Here is a 14,726-nt window from a genome sequence, read left to right on the forward strand (position 1 = left end):
ATGAAGGGTTCAGGCCGCAGGCCGCGACGCGACGTGCGCGCAACAAAAAGGCCGGCACATGGCCGGCCTTTTCGCACCCCGGAACAGCGGGTGGGGCAAACTCAGCGCGGGTCGGTGGCGCCGGTGTCCTCGGCGGCATCCTCGACCTTCTCGCCGACCTTCTGCACGTCCTTGCCGGCACCCTTGACGGTGTTGCAGGCAGACAGGAAACCAACCGAGAACATGGCGAGCAGCATCAGGGCGAACAAACGCTTCATATGAATCTCCTTCGGGTCGTGGGCCGCGGGACTGGTCCGCTGGCGCAGGGTGCATGAGACCCCACCAAGGCGTGAAAGGAGCGTGCATTCACCGCCCTCGACGTCGCGCGACGCTGCAGTGGAAGGAATGCATTCAGTTTGCCGATGCGCGCGATCATTCGCGCATCAGGGTGGACTTTCCGAACAGGCTCTCCACCAGGTCCACCGCGAGCTTCGCGGTCCTGTTGCGGATATCGAGCGCGGGATTGACCTCGACGATATCCAGCGAGCCCAGTCGTCCACTGTCGGCGATCATTTCCATCAGCAGCTGCGCCTCGCGGTAGTTCACCCCGCCCGGCACGCGCGTGCCGGTGCCCGGCGCGATCGACGGGTCCAGGACATCGACGTCGAAGCTGACGTGGAGGTGGGTGTCCGCGCCGATGCCGTCGAGGGCCTCCTCGACGACGCGCTTCATGCCGACTTCGTCGATGTAGCGCATGTCGTAGATGTCGAGGCCATGGTCGCGCACCAGCCGCTTCTCGCCGGTGTCGACCGAGCGGATGCCGATCTGGCGCACCTCGCCCGGGCTGATCGCCGGTGCATCGCCGCCGAGCCGGGTCAGGACATCCGGCCCCATGCCGCACAGGCAGGCCACCGGCATGCCGTGCACGTTGCCCGAGGGGGTGATGGCACTGGTGTTGAAGTCGGCGTGCGCGTCGAGCCAGAGCACGCGCAGGTGCTTGCCCTGCTCGCGGCAGTGGCGGGCGACCGCGGTGATCGAGCCGATTGCCAGGCAATGATCGCCACCCAGCATCACCGGCATCCGCCCGGCGGCGAGTTCGGCGGCGCTGGCGGCCATCACCGCGCGGTTCCATTCGACCACTTCATCCAGGTGACGGTAGCCCGCGTCCGGCGGCAGCCACGGGTTGCGCGGCCCGGCCAGGTCGCCGCGGTCGACCACGTCGACCCCGCGTGCGTGCAGGGCTTCGACCAGCCCGGCGACGCGCAGGGTCTCGGGACCCATCGACGCTCCGCGCGTGCCGGCACCGATGTCGGTGGGCACTCCGAAGATGGAGACGCGCTGCGGTGCGATGGGCATGGACCACTCCAGGACGACGGATGCGGCCATGATCCTGCAGGCGCGCGCCGGGGTCCATGCGCGCGTCGTGATGGTGCCGGCACCCGGGTTCGAACTGGGGACCTACCGCTTACAAGGCGGTTGCTCTACCAACTGAGCTATGCCGGCAACGTGCCGCGCCCGCGGGGCGCGCGCGGCATTCTAGCCTGCCGCGCCACCGGCGATGAAAGTGGCGCAGTCCAGGTCGGTCACGCGGGCGGCGCCGCCCGCACCGCGCGCGGCCGCGGCGTCGAAGCCTGCACCTGCGGCGACGTCCAGCCAGTGCCGGGTGCTGGTGTCGCCGAGGGGCTGCGCCTGCACCGGGAATCCGGCGCTGCGCAGCGATGCCTCGCGGCGGCGCGCCGCGGATTCGCTGCCGTAGCGGCCCAGGGCGATCGAGTTGGCATCGTCGCCCGCCGGCACCACCAGGAGATCGTCGAACCCGGCTTCGCGGATGCGTGCCGCGAGCGCGTCCGCGGCGGCGCGGTCGGCCTGCGGCGGGATGACCACGCGCCAGCCGCGCGGCGATTCGACCACGTCGCGCACCCGCATCCGCTGCGCGCCGAGCGGCTGCAGCGCGGCACGCGCGGCAGCCACCGACCCGGCGTCGCTGAAGGGACCGAACGACATGCAGCGCAGCGACGCGGGGGACGCCGGCGCCCGCACCGCGGCGGGAACCGCCGCCACGGCGACGGGCGTACCGCCATCCGCGGCGCCTGCATGGCTGCCGGCTTCGCCATTCGACGCGCCGCCTGCCGACGCGTCGAGGGCGATCACGCCGGCCTCGCGCGCCTGCGCCGCAACCGCGGCGTCGCCGTCGGCCGCCGCGTCATCGGCGACGGGACCCGCGCCCGCCGTGTCCTGCCGGGCATCCACGGCCTCACCGAGCAGCTGCAGGCGCGGCACATCGGCAGGCTGCACCCAGCGTGTCGGCGGCAGCGGCTCGGGACGCAGCAGCCACCACGTCGCGACGCCGAAGTTGAGCATGAGCAGGAGGACGACGAGGGCGCGCGCGGGCATGGCTGGATTCTAGCCTGCGACCGAAGGGCGTCGCGCCAGGCGCGCGAGGCCTTCGATCACCAGCGACGGCGCATGCGTCGCGGCGGCGAGGTGCGGCAGCAGCGCCGCGGCGCCACCGCCATGCAGCCAGGTGCGCGGGACTTCGCCGGCCAGCGCCGCGGCTTCGCGCAGGCTGCGTTCCACCAGGCCAAGCGCCGCGCCCAGGCAGCCGGACGCGAGCGCCGCGTCGGTATCGACGCCGAACTCCGCGTAGTCGCCGCCGGCACGCGGCAGGTGCGGCGCACGCGCGTGCAGCGCCTCGCGCATCAGCTCGGGCGACGGCGCGATGCGGCCGCCGCGATGGCGGCCATCGCCATCGACCAGATCCACGGTGAGCGCCGTGCCCACACCCACCACCAGCGACCAGCCCGGCGCGCGCGCATGCGCCGCCACCATCGCCAGCGCGCGGTCGATGCCGAGCCGCGCGGGCTCCGGATAGGCGATGCGCACCCCGCCCATCTCGCGCTGCACCGTGGCCTGGACCACGCGCAGCGCGCGCGGCGCCAACGCCTGCAGCAGCCGCGCGCGCAGCGCCGGCGGCCCGACGCTGGCCACCCAGGCGACATCGATGCGCGGCGGCAGCGCCGCCAGCCAGCCGTCGGCGAACGCTTCGCCGTCGTGGCTCACGGCGATCGTCTCGCCAAGCCCGGCAGCCGACGCCAGTGGCGCGTGCTTGAGCCGGGTATTGCCGAGGTCGAACAGCCAGTCGCTCATGCCGCGGCCATGCGCGCACGCAGGCTGGCTTCGCCGGCGTGGAAGCGACGCTCGTCGCCGCCGACCTCCACGCGCAGCGCGCCGTCGTCCGCCAGGCCGAGCGCGCGGCCGCTGTGCACGCCATCGCCGGCATGGATGTCGACCTCGTGGCCGACCAGCGCATCGCAGGCCGCATGCCGGGCCAGGAACGGCGCCAGGCCGTCGCGATCGAACAGGTCCAACGCCGGCAGCAGGTGTGCGAGCAGCATGGCGGCGAACGCATCCCGGGTTGGAGGCGCCGCATGCGGCAGCGCCGCCAGGTCGCACCAGGGCTGGTCGATCGCAGCCGCGGCGCCGGCAGGCATGCGCAGGTTGAGGCCCAGGCCGACCACCGCACGCACCGGCCCGGCGTGCTCGCCACCGCCTTCGACCAGCAGGCCGCCAAGCTTGCGCAGCGCAAGCGCGGCTTCGTCCACCACCACCAGGTCGTTGGGCCACTTGAGGCGCACCGTGCGGTAGCCGAGCGCATGCAGGGCCTCGACCGCCGCCACGCCGGCGACCAGGCTCAGGCCGCCGAGGCGCGCCAGGCCGCCGTCGAAGCGGCGCGCCAGCGACAGGTACAGGTTGGCTGCCAGCGGCGACGCCCAGCTGCGACCGCGCCGGCCGCGCCCCCCGGTCTGGCGCTCGGCGAGCAGCACGTCCACGCCGCTGGCCGGCGTGTCGCGACGCAGCAATTCGGCGTTGGTCGAGTCAAGCGACCAGGCCACCTCGAGCGCGGCCACGCCGGCGCGCACGGCGTCGGGGAGGCGCGCCAGGATCGCCCCGGCATCCAGCAGCTGCAGCGGCGCATCCAGCGCGTAGCCGCGGCCCGGCCGCGCGCTGATCGCCACGCCGGCGGCGCGCAGGGCCTCGATGCGCTTCCACACCGCGGCGCGGGTCTGGCCGCTTTCACGCGCCAGCACGTCGCCAGGCACCGGCCCGTCCTGCAGGCGCAGCAGCAGCGCGCGCTCGGGGCTGGTGTCTTCACAAGCGGGGCGGGACAGGCGGGATACGGTCATGCGTCGATTATGGTGGCCGTGCCGCGTGCTGCAACGCCGGTATGCAACCGTCCTCCGGCCTGGCGCATCCCATGTATGATCCGGGTCTCGACCCGCCACCGTGCAGGCCTGCCGCCATGTCCGTCCGAACCGCGCTTCTGGTGATGACCATTGCCCTGCCGCTGCTGGCACTGCCGGCGCAGGCACGCGATGTACGCATGTCCGCCGCAGGTGGTGGTGGAGGCGGCACCGATTGCCCCGGGCAGGCCGAGGACGACGAGGCCGAAGTCGATCCGACGCGCGCCGGCAAGCGTGCCAGCCGCGACAAGCCGGTCATGACCCGCGGCGCCGAGCCGCAGGTGACGCGTCCGCGCTGGCACAGCTTCCTGCCGGGGATGTTCCGCTAAAGGCATGGCGTGATCAGGCGCCTGTTCCGGCGCCCGCCGCCGGATGTCGATGCATCGCTGTGGCGCGCACTGCGCCGTGACATTCCGCTGCTGGCCGCGCTCGACGACGAGCGCGCCGACCGCCTGCGCGGCCTGACCGCGCTCTTCCTCCGCGACAAGGTCATCACCCCGCTTGCCGGCCTCGCGCTCGACGACGCGCTGCGCGCGACCCTCGCCGCGCTGTGCTGCCTGCCGCTGCTCGAATTCGGCGCCGAAGGCCTGCATGGCTGGGCGCAGGTGCTGGTCTACCCCGATGCCTTCCGCGTCGACCGCCGCCACGTCGACGCCGCCGGGGTGATGCACGAATGGCAGGACGACCTGGCCGGCGAGTCGTGGGAGTACGGACCGCTGGTGCTGTCGTGGGCCGATGTCGCCTCCGACCTCGCCAACCCGCGCGAGGGCTACTGCGTGGCGGTGCACGAGATGGTGCACAAGCTCGACGCGCTCGACGGCGCGCTGGACGGCACGCCGCCGCTGCCGCGCGCATGGCAACGCGAATGGGCACGGGATTTCCAGCAGGCCTACGACGCGTTCGCGGCGCGCGTGGACCGCGACGAGGACACCGCCATCGATCCTTACGCCGCCGAGGCGCCGGAAGAGTTCTTCGCAGTCTGCAGCGAGTACCACTTCAGCGACCCCGTCCTGCTCGAGCGCGAGATGCCGGTGGTGGCCGCGCAACTGCGGCGCCTGTACGGCGCGTCGCCGTTCGCGCCCGTCGCCTGACGCGCCTTACAGCCCTGGCGGCAGCCTGACCAGAAAGCGCGCCCCGCCCAGCTCCGGCGAGGCGCCGACCTCGAGTTCGCCGCGGTAGCTGCGCACGATGTCCTGCACGATCGACAGGCCGATGCCGTGGCCATGCACGCGCTCGTCGCCGCGCACCCCGCGCTGCAGCACGTGCGCGATGCGCTCGGGCGGGATGCCCGGACCGTCGTCGTCCACGGCGACCACCAGGCCCGGGCGACGGTTGGCGGCGGTGGCCCCGGGCGTGACGGTGAGCAGCACGCGCGAGCCCGCCCACTTGAAAGCGTTTTCCAGCAGGTTGCCGAGGAGCTCCTGCAGGTCGCCGACCTCGCCGTGGAAGCGCGCAGCGCTATCGATCTCGAATTCGCAGATCGTGCCCTTTGCGGCATAGATCTTCTCCAGGCCGCGGACGATCTGCTCCGCGTGGGGCTCGATCTCGACCGGCGCCGCGAACAGCTTGTGGCCGCCAGCCGCGCCGCGGCCCAGCTGGTAGGTGACCAGGTCGTTCATGCGCCGCACCTGCATCGCGACTTCGTCGCGCAGCTCGTCATGGCTGGCATCGTTTTCCAGCCGCGAACGCAGCACCGCCAGCGGCGTCTTCAGGCTGTGCGCGAGGTCGGCCATGGTGTTGCGCTGCTGCTCCAGGTTCTCGCGCTCGCTCTCCACCAGCGCGTTGATGCTGTCGGTCAGGGGCTCGAGCTCGCGCGGGTGCAGCTCGCTCATGCGGTGCGCCTGCCCGCGCTGCACGCGCTTGAGCTCGGCGACCACCTTGCGCAGCGGCCACAGGCTCCAGCGCAGCACCAGGCCCTGCAGCAGCAGCAGGATCACGCCGGCAATGCCGAGGTAGCGCCACAGCGCGGCGCGGAACACGCGCACCTGGCGCGGCAGCGTGCCGGCGTCCTCCATGATGTAGATGGCGTACGGGAATTCCGCATCGGGCCCGCGACTCGCGTCGACCAGCCCGATACCGAAGCGGAACACCTCGCCCGGCTGGCCGTCGCTGCGGGTGATCGCCAACGGACCCTCGAAGCGCTCCTCGAGCGGATCGAGCATGACGGCTTCGGGCAACTGCGGGCCGCGGGCCGAGCCGGAGCTCCAGCTGTCGTTGGGCAGCACGATCTCGGCGTAAAGGCCACTGCCGGGGCGGTCGAAACGGCCATCCGGGGGCACGTACGGCGCGATCAGCGAACCGTCGCGGGCGAACTCGGTGGCGCCGGCGTACGCGTAGGCATAGCTTTTCAGGCGTTCGCGCAGGCCTTCGCCGGCCACGTCGACGAACGCGCGGTCAAGCGCGAAGCCGGCCAGCGCCAGGAACGCCAGCAGGCCCATGCTCGCGGCCAGCAGCTGGCGCGACTGCAGCGAGCGCGGCCGCCAATGCAGTCTCCGATGGCCCGCCTGCGGCATGCCGCCTTCCCCTCCCCGTCACGCGGGCGCCGCCGGGCGCCCGCACCGCTCAGGCTTCGCTGCTGCGCGGAATCGCGAAGCGGTAGCCGCGACCGCGGACGGTTTCGATCGGCTTCAGCGTGCCCTCGGGATCGAGCTTCTTGCGCAGCCGGCCGATGAACACCTCGAGCACGTTCGAGTCGCGGTCGAAGTCCTGCTGGTAGATGTGCTCGGTGAGGTCCGCCTTCGAGACCAGCTCGCCGGCGTGCATCATCAGGTACTCCAGCACCTTGTACTCGTAGCTGGTCAGGTCGACGTTGGCGCCGTTGACGGTCACCGTCTGCGCGGCCAGGTCGAGCACCACCGCGCCGCATTCCAGCGTCGGCTTGCTCCAGCCCGCGGCGCGGCGCACCAGCGCGTTGATGCGCGCCAGCAGCTCTTCGACGTGGAAAGGCTTCACCAGGTAGTCGTCGGCTCCCTGCTTGAGGCCGTCGACCTTGTCCTGCCAGCTGGACCGCGCGGTGAGGATCAGCACCGGGAACTGCTTGCCTTCGTCGCGCAGCGCCTTGACCAGCTCCATGCCCGACATCCGCGGCAGGCCGAGGTCGATGATGCCGACGTCGAACGGGACTTCGCGCCCCATGTACAGGCCTTCCTCGCCGTCCTGCGCGGCATCGACGGCGTAGCCTTCGCGCTTCAGGCGCGCGGCAAGGGTTTCCCGCAGGGGGGCTTCATCTTCGACCAGAAGAATGCGCATGTGCGTCTCCATGAAATAGCGTGCGGCGGCGGCCCGGGGCATCGGGCGCGGCGATGCCCACCATGCTACCTAGGTTGCGCATTCAGTCGTCGTCACCGCGTGTACGGCGCAGCGGACGGCTCGACTGCGGATCATCCATGTACACACGGACGCGACCGCGTTCGTCGATGACCTTGACGCGATTGATGTTGCGACCGTCATAGGGAACGCTCTCGGCGCTCAGCACCTGGCCGCGGCGCGACGCTTCGCGCACCGAATCGGCGAGCGCATCGCGCTGGCGCTGGCGCGGGCTCTGGCCACGCGCGTCGGAATCGCTCCGCCGGGCCTGCGCGGCCTCCCGGGCTGCGCTGTCATCGGCGCTGCGCGCCCCCCCCTGGCCCTTGCCGCCGCGACGCCCGTCGTCGGCATGTGCCATGCCACCAGCCGCCACCGTCGCAAGGACGGCCATCAGGCACAGGGTGGAGGCGCGGACGCTACGGACGGGCATAGGTGCAAATCCAAGTGACTACAGAAGGTTACACGGAACAGCGGGGTGGCAACGAGCAGGCGGGCATTCTCGGAAGCGGGCGGTGAATTGGTCCTTAACTTTTCCAGGGGCCAATGCGGCGGTTCAGGCCCGGGGCAATCAGAAGATCTCGGCGACACAGCAGCGCAACGACCCGCCCGCGGCCTCGATCGCATCCAGCGGCACGCTGCGGACCGCGAACCCGGCCGCAGCGAGCGCCGCCAGGCTCGCCTGCGACAGCGCCTGCGCGGCACGCGCGCTCATCCACACGGCGTCGGCCGACAGGCTGATGGCATTGCCGGCAAACGCGGCCTGCTCCGCCGCCGAGAGCCGGATCGCGTGCGGCGCGTACAGCCGGGCGACGGCGTCCACCACGCCGGGATCGGCGAAGCCGGCCGGACAGATCAGCGCCGCGCGCCCGGCGAGCACCGCCAGCACCACGTTGGCGTGGTACTCGCCCGGCGCCAGGTCGAACATCAGCGTCGCGCGCAGGCCGAGCGCTTCGTGCATCAGGCGGGCGCCGGCTTCGTCGCAGCGCTCCGACAGGCCGCACAGGCCCAGGCCGCGGGCGCGGTCGACCACCAGCGCGCCGGTCAGCTCGCAGGGATGCGGCTGCGGCGAGAGGTCGCGTTCGGCATAACCGAGGACGTCGCGGAAGAATCCCCGGATATCCGGCCGTGCGGCCTCGCGCCGGCGCACCGCATGGCGCATGCGGCCGACCACCAGGGTGTCGCGCGCGGTCGCGAACACGTTGTTCGGGAAGAGTGCGTCGGGTGCTTCCGGATCACCGGGGAAGCAGATCGTCGGCAGCAGCTGCGACAGCGCGCGCTGCAGGTCGCGGTGCTGCGCCGACGCGCGCGCCGCGTCGAAACCCCCGGCCGCGGCCATGTAGCGGTTGTCGGACGCCGATTCCTCGGCGTGGCCGAAGCCGTCCGGCGCGACCAGGAACGCGGCACGCGCGGTGGCGGGACCGAAGTCCGCTTGGGCATCGGCGGCGAACGCGAGGAAGGCGGCGGTGTCGCGGGTCAGCATCGTGTGGTGTCCTCAGGCGGCGACGCGCGCGTCGCCCTGGGTCGGTGCCAGCGCCGCCTCGACGAGGTCCCAGCCGGCACCCGGCTTGTGCGCGCCCTCGCTCAGCACCTGGCGGAAGGCGCGGCCGCCGCGCTCGCCATGGAACAGGCCGAGCAAATGGCGGCTGATGTGCTTGAGCTGCGCGCCGCGCGCGAGCTGGGCTTCGACATAGGGGCGCATCGAACGCAGCACGTCGGCACGCGTGGACAGTTCGCCGCCGAACCAGGCCACGTCGAGCCGGTGCAGCAGCCACGGGTCGTGGTACGCCGCGCGCCCCAGCATCGCGCCGTCGGTGTGCGCGAGGTGCGCGGTCGCCTCGCCGGCGTCGGCGATGCCGCCGTTGACGATCACCGTGAGCTCCGGGCGCTCGCGCTTGAGCGCGTAGGCCCAGTCGTAGCGCAGCGGCGGCACCTCGCGGTTCTCCTTCGGCGACAGGCCCTTCAGCCACGCATTGCGCGCGTGCACCACGAACGTGCGGCAGCCGGCCGCGGCGATGGCGTCGACGAAGGCGAGGAAGCGCGCGTACTCGTGGTCGTCATCCACGCCCAGCCGGCACTTCACCGTGACCGGCACGTCGCAGGCGGCGATCATCGCCGCCACGCAGTCGGCGACCAGCGCCGGCTCGCGCATCAGGCAGGCGCCGAAGCGCCCGGCCTGCACGCGGTCGGACGGACAGCCGACGTTGAGGTTGACCTCGTCGAAGCCGTGGTCTGCGCCGATGCGCGATGCCTGCGCCAGCAGCGCCGGTTCGCTGCCGCCGAGCTGCAGCGCCACCGGGTGCTCGACCGGGTCCATCGCCAGCAGCTTGGCGCGGTCGCCGTGGATCACCGCGTTGGCGTGCACCATTTCGGTGTACAGGCGGGCGTGCGGCGCGAGCAGGCGGTGGAAGACGCGGCAGTGGCTGTCGGTCCAGTCCATCATCGGCGCGACCGAGAGGCGCGCGGATGCCGCATAGCGCGCGTGTTCTGTGTTCTTCATGGACCTGCTGTCTGTCGAATCGATGCGATTGGCGGCCGCCCGCTAGGGTACACCGCGGCAATCCGGCCCCGTCCGGGGATCGGACGTAGACTCGGGACTCCCCGCAACAGGGCTGCCGGATGGCCGAACGCACGCACCATCTCACCCTGCGGTTCCTTGCCGAGCCCACCGACGTCAACTACGGCGGCAAGGTGCACGGCGGCACCGTGATGAAGTGGATCGACCAGGCCGGCTTTGCCGCAGCGGTCGGATGGAGTGGTCACTACTGCGTCACCGTCGCGGTCGGCGGCATCAGGTTCGTGGCGCCGATCCGCATCTCGGACCTCGTCACCGTTTCGGCGCGCCTGGTCCGTACCGGGCGCACGTCGATGCAGTTCGGCGTGGACGTGCGTGCGCGCGACCCGATGGGTGGCGACGACCGCCTGTGCACGCACTGCGTCATCGTCTTCGTCGCCGTCGATCGCGATACCGGCACGCCGCTGGAAGTGCCCGGCTGGACGCCGACCAGCGATGACGACCTGCGCCTCTGCGAATACGCCGAGAAGGTCATGGCGCTGAGCAAGGGCATCGAGGACACCGTCGCGCATTTCTCGCCGCGGAATGTCGCGGGCTAGCGCGTATCCACCGGCAGCGGCCGCGCCCAGCGCACGTAGCTCTCGGCGATGCCCTCGCGCAGGCGCCGCGCCTGCGGCGAGCCCTTGGCCACGCCCATGCGCGCGGCGATCGGCGCCCAGCCCTGCGAGCTGTCCGCCGCCCAGGCGTCGAGCAGCGCGCGGCAGGGCCGGCCGGCGACGCGAGCCAGCGCGCAGGCGTAGTACACGTCGCCCGCGCTCCAGCGGCGCTCGCCCACCAGCAGGTCGGTCACCAGCGGCCGCGGCGCATCGAAATAGCGCACCAGCTCGTCGATGAAGGCGTCACGATGGCGCGCGGCGTAGGCGTCGATGTCCGTGAGCAGGTGGTCGATGGCGGGATCGCCCGTGCCGGGCCTGGCATCGGGCGCGGACGCCGGCGTGGCGGCGGCGCCTGCTGTGCGTTCGGCATCGCTGCCGGCAACCGGCGCGGTGGCCTGCGGCAACGCGTGGGCGAGCGCCGACAGGCCGAACACGGAAACGAGCAGCAGGCTGCGGGGGATCATGCGTGGCTCCGGAAACGGGTCATGGCCTCGCGGCCACGGGTTGCAGGATGTCGCCTTCGCGCCCGGGGAACGCCAGGCCCGCGGCATCGCGTGCCTGCAGGGCGCCATCCTGAAGCAGCGCGTAGCGGCGCAGGCCGCCGGTGGCCGGCTCCAGGCTGAGCAGCGCGTCATCGAGCCGCCAGGCGCCGGTTTCCTCGAAACGCACGCTGCCATCCAGCGCGATATAGACCTCGACCAGCGCGTAGTGGCTGGCGTCGCCCTGGCGCTCGAGCACCAGCAGCGTGTCGATGCCCTCGCAGTCCGCGCAGGGCAGCGTGCCACGCCATTCGATGCTGCCATCCGCGCCACCGAGCGCGGGCAGCTGCGCATCGGGTCCGCGCGCAGGCTCGCAGCCACCACCGGCGACGACGAGTGCGATCAGCAGGACGGCAGGAAGGCGTGCCATGCGCTGATTGTGCCGCAGGCGGCGCGGCGCGTGGCACGCCGCCGCCCCGCGCCGTGCGATGGACGCACACGGCATTCAGCCGGCGGCGATCGCGCGCAGCGCCCCGGGAAGTTCGTCTGCGTGGGTGAGGCTGCGCAGCCGGCGTGCGGCATCGGCGGGAATATCGGCCTGCCGCTCGTGCTCCCAGGTCAGGTGGTAGGGCACGTGCACGCCCCAGCCGCCCAGTTCCAGCACCGGTGCGATATCCGAGCGCAGCGAATTGCCGACCATCACGAAGCCTTCGGGCGGAATCGCGAACTCCTCCAGCAGGCGCCGGTAGGTGGGCACGTCCTTCTCGCTGACGATCTCGATGCGCCGGAACAGGTGCGACAGGCCTGAATCGCGCACCTTCGCCTCCTGGTGGAACAGGTCGCCCTTGGTGACCAGCACCACGGGGTAGTCCGCAGCCACCTGCTCGACCGCTTCGCGCACGCCCGGCAACAGGTCGACGGGATGGCGCAGCATTTCCTTGGCCATCTGCACGATGCGCTGCAGGTCGCTGGACGAGATGCGCGACTCGGTGATCTCGATCGCCGCCTCGACCATCGACAGCGCCATGCCTTTCACGCCATAGCCGAATACCGCGAGGTTGGCCTTCTCGATGGCGTAGAGGCGATCGGTGGTGCGCGCGTCATCGCCGACGTAGGCGCCGACGATCGATTCGAACGTGGATTGCGCGGCGGCGAAATAGTCCTCGCTGCGCCAGAGGGTGTCGTCGGCATCGAAGCCGACCATGCGGATGGTGGTCATCGCGCCATTATCGCCCGGAGGCTCCGGGCCCGCGCGCGGGGCGCCCTTTCGAATGAACCAGAGCGCATGGATGGCCCGTGGTGGCCGGGAGGCCTTCGCGGCTCATGTCCCCCGGATCCGCCTACGGCGGATGCCTCCTCCTTGACTTCCCCGCGAAGGCCTCCCGGCCACTTCGGGGCTTTGGGCCGGCTGCCAGTACGCGAGTCATGCGCGAGATTGCGGGCTGTGGGCTGCGCGCCCGGGCCACCGCGTAATGCAGCGTACCGGGTGCCAAGGCCCTTGAGGGGGAAGTCAAGGAGGAGGCGATGGCCGCAAGGCCATCGCCGGGGGACATGAGCACTCAAGGGCCTTGGTACCCGGCGCGGCACTGCCGCGTTGCGATCCAAAAAAAGGGGCGGCCTTGCGCCGCCCCTCCTGGAGAAACGTCGTGCCGGAAAGCCTCAGCCTTCGTCGTCCGCCTTCGGTGCGGCAGGACCGGCCTTGGCCACAAAGGCCTTGTACTCGTCGGCGGTCAGCTCGCCGTCGGCATCCACGTCGGCCTGGGCGAAGACCTGCGCGAGGTTGGCGATCGCCGCGGACTCGGTCAGCGAGATCGAGCCGTTGCCATCGGTGTCGACATCGGCCCAGCTCAGCTGGCGCGGCTCGGCGGCCGGCGCCGCGGCAGGTGTCGCCGCCGTGGCGGCGGCAGCGGACTGCGCTTCGCGGACTTCGGGGCTGGGCTCGCTCTGCGCAAATGCGACCGGCAGGGCGAGCACGGCGCCAAGGGCGATGAGGGCGGCAAGCGGCTTGGGGGAAATCTGCATCAGGGCGTCTCCTTGGTGGACGCGGGGGCGTCCATTGGGTTCGGTGGTGATTGCGGTGATCGTCGATCCGTTCCGCACCGCCACCCTGCCCACGCGCTCATTAACGTTTCACCCTCCACGATCCGGCACCTCCACACGGCATTAACCAACTCGCCGGCAATCCACGCTAGGCAGGTGCCCACGCCACGCCACTGCGCGCCTGCGGACGCCGCGCCGCACACGCGCGACGGTGAACGCAACACAACGTTTACATCCGGGGATGCGCACCGCGCATCGCTGCCGGATACTTGCGTGCCACCGCCACGGAGACCCGCGATGAACCGACTCGTCCTCACCGCCGCATGCGCGCTCGCCCTTGCCGGCGCCGCCTGCCACCGCGACGGCGAGGCCGGTGTCCCCGGCTCCGCGCCGGTCGACGCTGCAGCCGCATCGCTGGCCGACGCCGCCACCGACGCCGGCCGCGCCGATGCCGATGCGCGCCCGTTCGCGGTCGACGTCATCGCCAAGTTCGACGAACCGTGGGCGATGGCCTTCCTGCCCGACGGCCGCCTGCTGGTCACCGAGAAGAAGGGCACGCTGCGCCTGGTCGACGTGGAGAGCGGCGCCAGCACGGCCATCACCGGCGTGCCCGAGGTTGCGTACGGCGGCCAAGGCGGCTTGGGCGACGTGCTGCCGCATCCGGGCTTCAGCAACAACGGCCTGGTGTACCTGAGCTATGCGGAGCCGGGACGCGGCGACGAGCGCGGCGCGGCGGTGGCGCGCGCGCGGCTGGTGACCGGTGCCGACGGCGGTCGCCTCGAAGACCTGCAGGTGATCTGGCGCCAGGTGCCGAAGATGACCGGCAACGGCCACTACGGCCATCGCCTGCTGTTCGGCGCTGACGGCAAGCTGTGGATCAGCTCCAGCGAGCGCCAGGCGTTTGACCCGGCGCAGGACATGGCCTCCAACCTCGGCAAGATCATCCGCCTGGAGGACGACGGCAGCGTCCCGGCCGACAACCCGTTTGCCGCACAGGGCGGCGTGGCGGCGCAGGTCTGGTCGCTGGGCCACCGCAACGTGCTCGGCATCGATTTCGATGCGCAGGGCCGGCTGTGGAATACCGAGATGGGGCCCAAGGGCGGCGACGAGCTCAACCTCGTCGCGCGTGGCGCCAACTACGGCTACCCGATCGTCTCCAACGGCGACCACTACGACGGCCGCGACATCCCCGACCACGACACGCGGCCCGAATTCGAGGCGCCGGCGATCTCGTGGACGCCGGTGATCTCGCCCTCGAGCCTGCTGTTCTATTCCGGCAGCGTCTTCCCGGAGTGGCAGGGCAACGCGTTCATCGGCGGGCTGTCATCGCAGTCGCTGGTGCGCGTGGCGTTCGATGGCGACACCGCACGCGAAGCGGAGCGCTTCGACATGGGTGCGCGCATCCGCGCCGTGGAACAGGGCCCCGAAGGCGGGCTGTGGCTGCTCGAGGACGGTGGCCGCGACGGCTCGCTCGGCCGGCTGCTGAAGCTGGTGCCCGCGGGCGACTGACCCG

17 protein-coding genes, 1 tRNA gene and 1 pseudogene are annotated in these 14,726 nt (G+C 71.7%); 4 read left to right on the forward strand and 15 right to left on the reverse strand.

Features of this window, described 5'->3' with window-relative positions; genetic code table 11:
• Positions 1–101: 101 nt before the first annotated feature.
• The 6 genes from JGR64_RS11900 to birA all read right to left on the reverse strand — a co-directional run bounded on the left by JGR64_RS11900 (position 102) and on the right by birA (position 4,163).
• Positions 102–257, reverse strand: a complete 156-nt coding sequence (locus JGR64_RS11900) for an entericidin A/B family lipoprotein (RefSeq protein WP_199373577.1) — start codon at positions 255–257, stop codon at positions 102–104.
• 154 nt (positions 258–411) lie between these two features.
• The gene (rocF, locus tag JGR64_RS11905) at positions 412–1,335 is read right to left on the reverse strand and encodes an arginase (protein WP_199373578.1); all 924 of its coding nucleotides are present in this window, start codon (positions 1,333–1,335) and stop codon (positions 412–414) included.
• A gap of 71 nt (positions 1,336–1,406) precedes the next feature.
• Positions 1,407–1,482, reverse strand: a tRNA-Thr gene (locus tag JGR64_RS11910).
• 33 nt (positions 1,483–1,515) lie between these two features.
• A complete protein-coding gene (locus JGR64_RS11915; protein WP_199373579.1) occupies positions 1,516–2,373 on the reverse strand; it encodes an SPOR domain-containing protein in 858 nt (285 codons plus the stop codon).
• A 9-nt stretch (positions 2,374–2,382) separates the two neighbouring features.
• Complete coding sequence (locus tag JGR64_RS11920) at positions 2,383–3,126, reverse strand: type III pantothenate kinase (protein ID WP_199373580.1); 744 nt, start codon at positions 3,124–3,126, stop codon at positions 2,383–2,385.
• Positions 3,123–4,163 carry a bifunctional biotin--[acetyl-CoA-carboxylase] ligase/biotin operon repressor BirA gene (birA, locus tag JGR64_RS11925; RefSeq protein ID WP_199373581.1) on the reverse strand — a complete coding sequence of 347 codons (1,041 nt, stop codon included), beginning with the start codon at positions 4,161–4,163 and terminating at the stop codon, positions 3,123–3,125. The genes JGR64_RS11920 and birA overlap by 4 nt, the downstream gene beginning before the upstream one ends.
• Positions 4,164–4,279: 116 nt before the next feature.
• Here birA and JGR64_RS11930 point away from each other — a divergent pair, with 116 nt between their 5' ends.
• The gene (locus JGR64_RS11930; protein ID WP_199373582.1) at positions 4,280–4,549 is read left to right on the forward strand and encodes a hypothetical protein; all 270 of its coding nucleotides are present in this window, start codon (positions 4,280–4,282) and stop codon (positions 4,547–4,549) included.
• Positions 4,516–5,311 (forward strand): annotated as a pseudogene (locus tag JGR64_RS11935) (M90 family metallopeptidase). The gene JGR64_RS11930 and the pseudogene JGR64_RS11935 overlap by 34 nt, the downstream one beginning before the upstream one ends.
• A gap of 6 nt (positions 5,312–5,317) precedes the next feature.
• On the opposite strand, the gene JGR64_RS11940 reads toward JGR64_RS11935, so the two are convergent.
• From JGR64_RS11940 to dusA, 5 genes are all read right to left on the reverse strand, one after another.
• Positions 5,318–6,733 (reverse strand): sensor histidine kinase, encoded by a 1,416-nt coding sequence (locus tag JGR64_RS11940; RefSeq protein WP_199373583.1) that lies wholly within the window; start codon positions 6,731–6,733, stop codon positions 5,318–5,320.
• A gap of 49 nt (positions 6,734–6,782) precedes the next feature.
• A complete protein-coding gene (locus tag JGR64_RS11945; protein ID WP_199373584.1) occupies positions 6,783–7,469 on the reverse strand; it encodes a response regulator transcription factor in 687 nt (228 codons plus the stop codon).
• Between the two features lie 82 nt (positions 7,470–7,551).
• Entirely contained in the window at positions 7,552–7,956 is a 405-nt protein-coding gene (locus JGR64_RS11950) for a hypothetical protein (protein ID WP_199373585.1), read from the reverse strand.
• A 138-nt stretch (positions 7,957–8,094) separates the two neighbouring features.
• On the reverse strand, positions 8,095–9,006 hold the full coding sequence (locus JGR64_RS11955; RefSeq protein ID WP_199373586.1) for an arginine deiminase-related protein: 912 nt from the start codon (positions 9,004–9,006) through the stop codon (positions 8,095–8,097).
• A gap of 12 nt (positions 9,007–9,018) precedes the next feature.
• Positions 9,019–10,023, reverse strand: coding sequence for a tRNA dihydrouridine(20/20a) synthase DusA (gene dusA / locus JGR64_RS11960; protein WP_199373587.1), 1,005 nt, complete (start codon positions 10,021–10,023; stop codon positions 9,019–9,021).
• Between the two features lie 119 nt (positions 10,024–10,142).
• Here dusA and JGR64_RS11965 point away from each other — a divergent pair, with 119 nt between their 5' ends.
• Complete coding sequence (locus JGR64_RS11965) at positions 10,143–10,637, forward strand: acyl-CoA thioesterase (RefSeq protein WP_199373588.1); 495 nt, start codon at positions 10,143–10,145, stop codon at positions 10,635–10,637.
• Here the strand turns inward: JGR64_RS11965 and JGR64_RS11970 are convergent.
• From JGR64_RS11970 to JGR64_RS11985, 4 genes are all read right to left on the reverse strand, one after another.
• Complete coding sequence (locus JGR64_RS11970) at positions 10,634–11,158, reverse strand: hypothetical protein (RefSeq protein ID WP_199373589.1); 525 nt, start codon at positions 11,156–11,158, stop codon at positions 10,634–10,636. The two genes, JGR64_RS11965 and JGR64_RS11970, sit on opposite strands and share 4 nt — an antisense overlap.
• 19 nt (positions 11,159–11,177) lie before the next feature.
• On the reverse strand, positions 11,178–11,603 hold the full coding sequence (locus JGR64_RS11975; protein ID WP_199373590.1) for a copper resistance protein NlpE N-terminal domain-containing protein: 426 nt from the start codon (positions 11,601–11,603) through the stop codon (positions 11,178–11,180).
• Positions 11,604–11,678: 75 nt separating this feature from the next.
• Positions 11,679–12,392 carry an HAD family hydrolase gene (locus JGR64_RS11980; RefSeq protein ID WP_199373591.1) on the reverse strand — a complete coding sequence of 238 codons (714 nt, stop codon included), beginning with the start codon at positions 12,390–12,392 and terminating at the stop codon, positions 11,679–11,681.
• Positions 12,393–12,832: 440 nt separating this feature from the next.
• Positions 12,833–13,195, reverse strand: a complete 363-nt coding sequence (locus JGR64_RS11985) for an EF-hand domain-containing protein (protein ID WP_199373592.1) — start codon at positions 13,193–13,195, stop codon at positions 12,833–12,835.
• 432 nt (positions 13,196–13,627) lie between these two features.
• On the opposite strand from JGR64_RS11985, the gene JGR64_RS11990 reads away from it, so the two are divergent.
• Positions 13,628–14,722, forward strand: coding sequence for a PQQ-dependent sugar dehydrogenase (locus tag JGR64_RS11990; protein ID WP_233348249.1), 1,095 nt, complete (start codon positions 13,628–13,630; stop codon positions 14,720–14,722).
• The last annotated feature ends 4 nt before the right edge of the window (positions 14,723–14,726 follow it).

Origin of the sequence: Luteimonas sp. MC1572, assembly GCF_016615815.1 — a bacterium.
Taxonomy (GTDB): Bacteria; Pseudomonadota; Gammaproteobacteria; order Xanthomonadales; family Xanthomonadaceae; genus Luteimonas.

Excerpts from the sequence above, each read along its gene's own strand:
- JGR64_RS11900 (WP_199373577.1), bottom strand. The coding sequence starts at position 257 with ATGAAGCGTTTGTTCGCCCTGATGCTGCTCGCCATGTTCTCGGTTGGT.
- rocF (WP_199373578.1), bottom strand. The coding sequence starts at position 1,335 with ATGCCCATCGCACCGCAGCGCGTCTCCATCTTCGGAGTGCCCACCGAC.
- JGR64_RS11915 (WP_199373579.1), bottom strand. The coding sequence starts at position 2,373 with ATGCCCGCGCGCGCCCTCGTCGTCCTCCTGCTCATGCTCAACTTCGGC.
- JGR64_RS11920 (WP_199373580.1), bottom strand. The coding sequence starts at position 3,126 with ATGAGCGACTGGCTGTTCGACCTCGGCAATACCCGGCTCAAGCACGCG.
- birA (WP_199373581.1), bottom strand. The coding sequence starts at position 4,163 with ATGACCGTATCCCGCCTGTCCCGCCCCGCTTGTGAAGACACCAGCCCC.
- JGR64_RS11930 (WP_199373582.1), top strand. The coding sequence starts at position 4,280 with ATGTCCGTCCGAACCGCGCTTCTGGTGATGACCATTGCCCTGCCGCTG.
- JGR64_RS11940 (WP_199373583.1), bottom strand. The coding sequence starts at position 6,733 with ATGCCGCAGGCGGGCCATCGGAGACTGCATTGGCGGCCGCGCTCGCTG.
- JGR64_RS11945 (WP_199373584.1), bottom strand. The coding sequence starts at position 7,469 with ATGCGCATTCTTCTGGTCGAAGATGAAGCCCCCCTGCGGGAAACCCTT.
- JGR64_RS11950 (WP_199373585.1), bottom strand. The coding sequence starts at position 7,956 with ATGCCCGTCCGTAGCGTCCGCGCCTCCACCCTGTGCCTGATGGCCGTC.
- JGR64_RS11955 (WP_199373586.1), bottom strand. The coding sequence starts at position 9,006 with ATGCTGACCCGCGACACCGCCGCCTTCCTCGCGTTCGCCGCCGATGCC.
- dusA (WP_199373587.1), bottom strand. The coding sequence starts at position 10,023 with ATGAAGAACACAGAACACGCGCGCTATGCGGCATCCGCGCGCCTCTCG.
- JGR64_RS11965 (WP_199373588.1), top strand. The coding sequence starts at position 10,143 with ATGGCCGAACGCACGCACCATCTCACCCTGCGGTTCCTTGCCGAGCCC.
- JGR64_RS11970 (WP_199373589.1), bottom strand. The coding sequence starts at position 11,158 with ATGATCCCCCGCAGCCTGCTGCTCGTTTCCGTGTTCGGCCTGTCGGCG.
- JGR64_RS11975 (WP_199373590.1), bottom strand. The coding sequence starts at position 11,603 with ATGGCACGCCTTCCTGCCGTCCTGCTGATCGCACTCGTCGTCGCCGGT.
- JGR64_RS11980 (WP_199373591.1), bottom strand. The coding sequence starts at position 12,392 with ATGACCACCATCCGCATGGTCGGCTTCGATGCCGACGACACCCTCTGG.
- JGR64_RS11985 (WP_199373592.1), bottom strand. The coding sequence starts at position 13,195 with ATGCAGATTTCCCCCAAGCCGCTTGCCGCCCTCATCGCCCTTGGCGCC.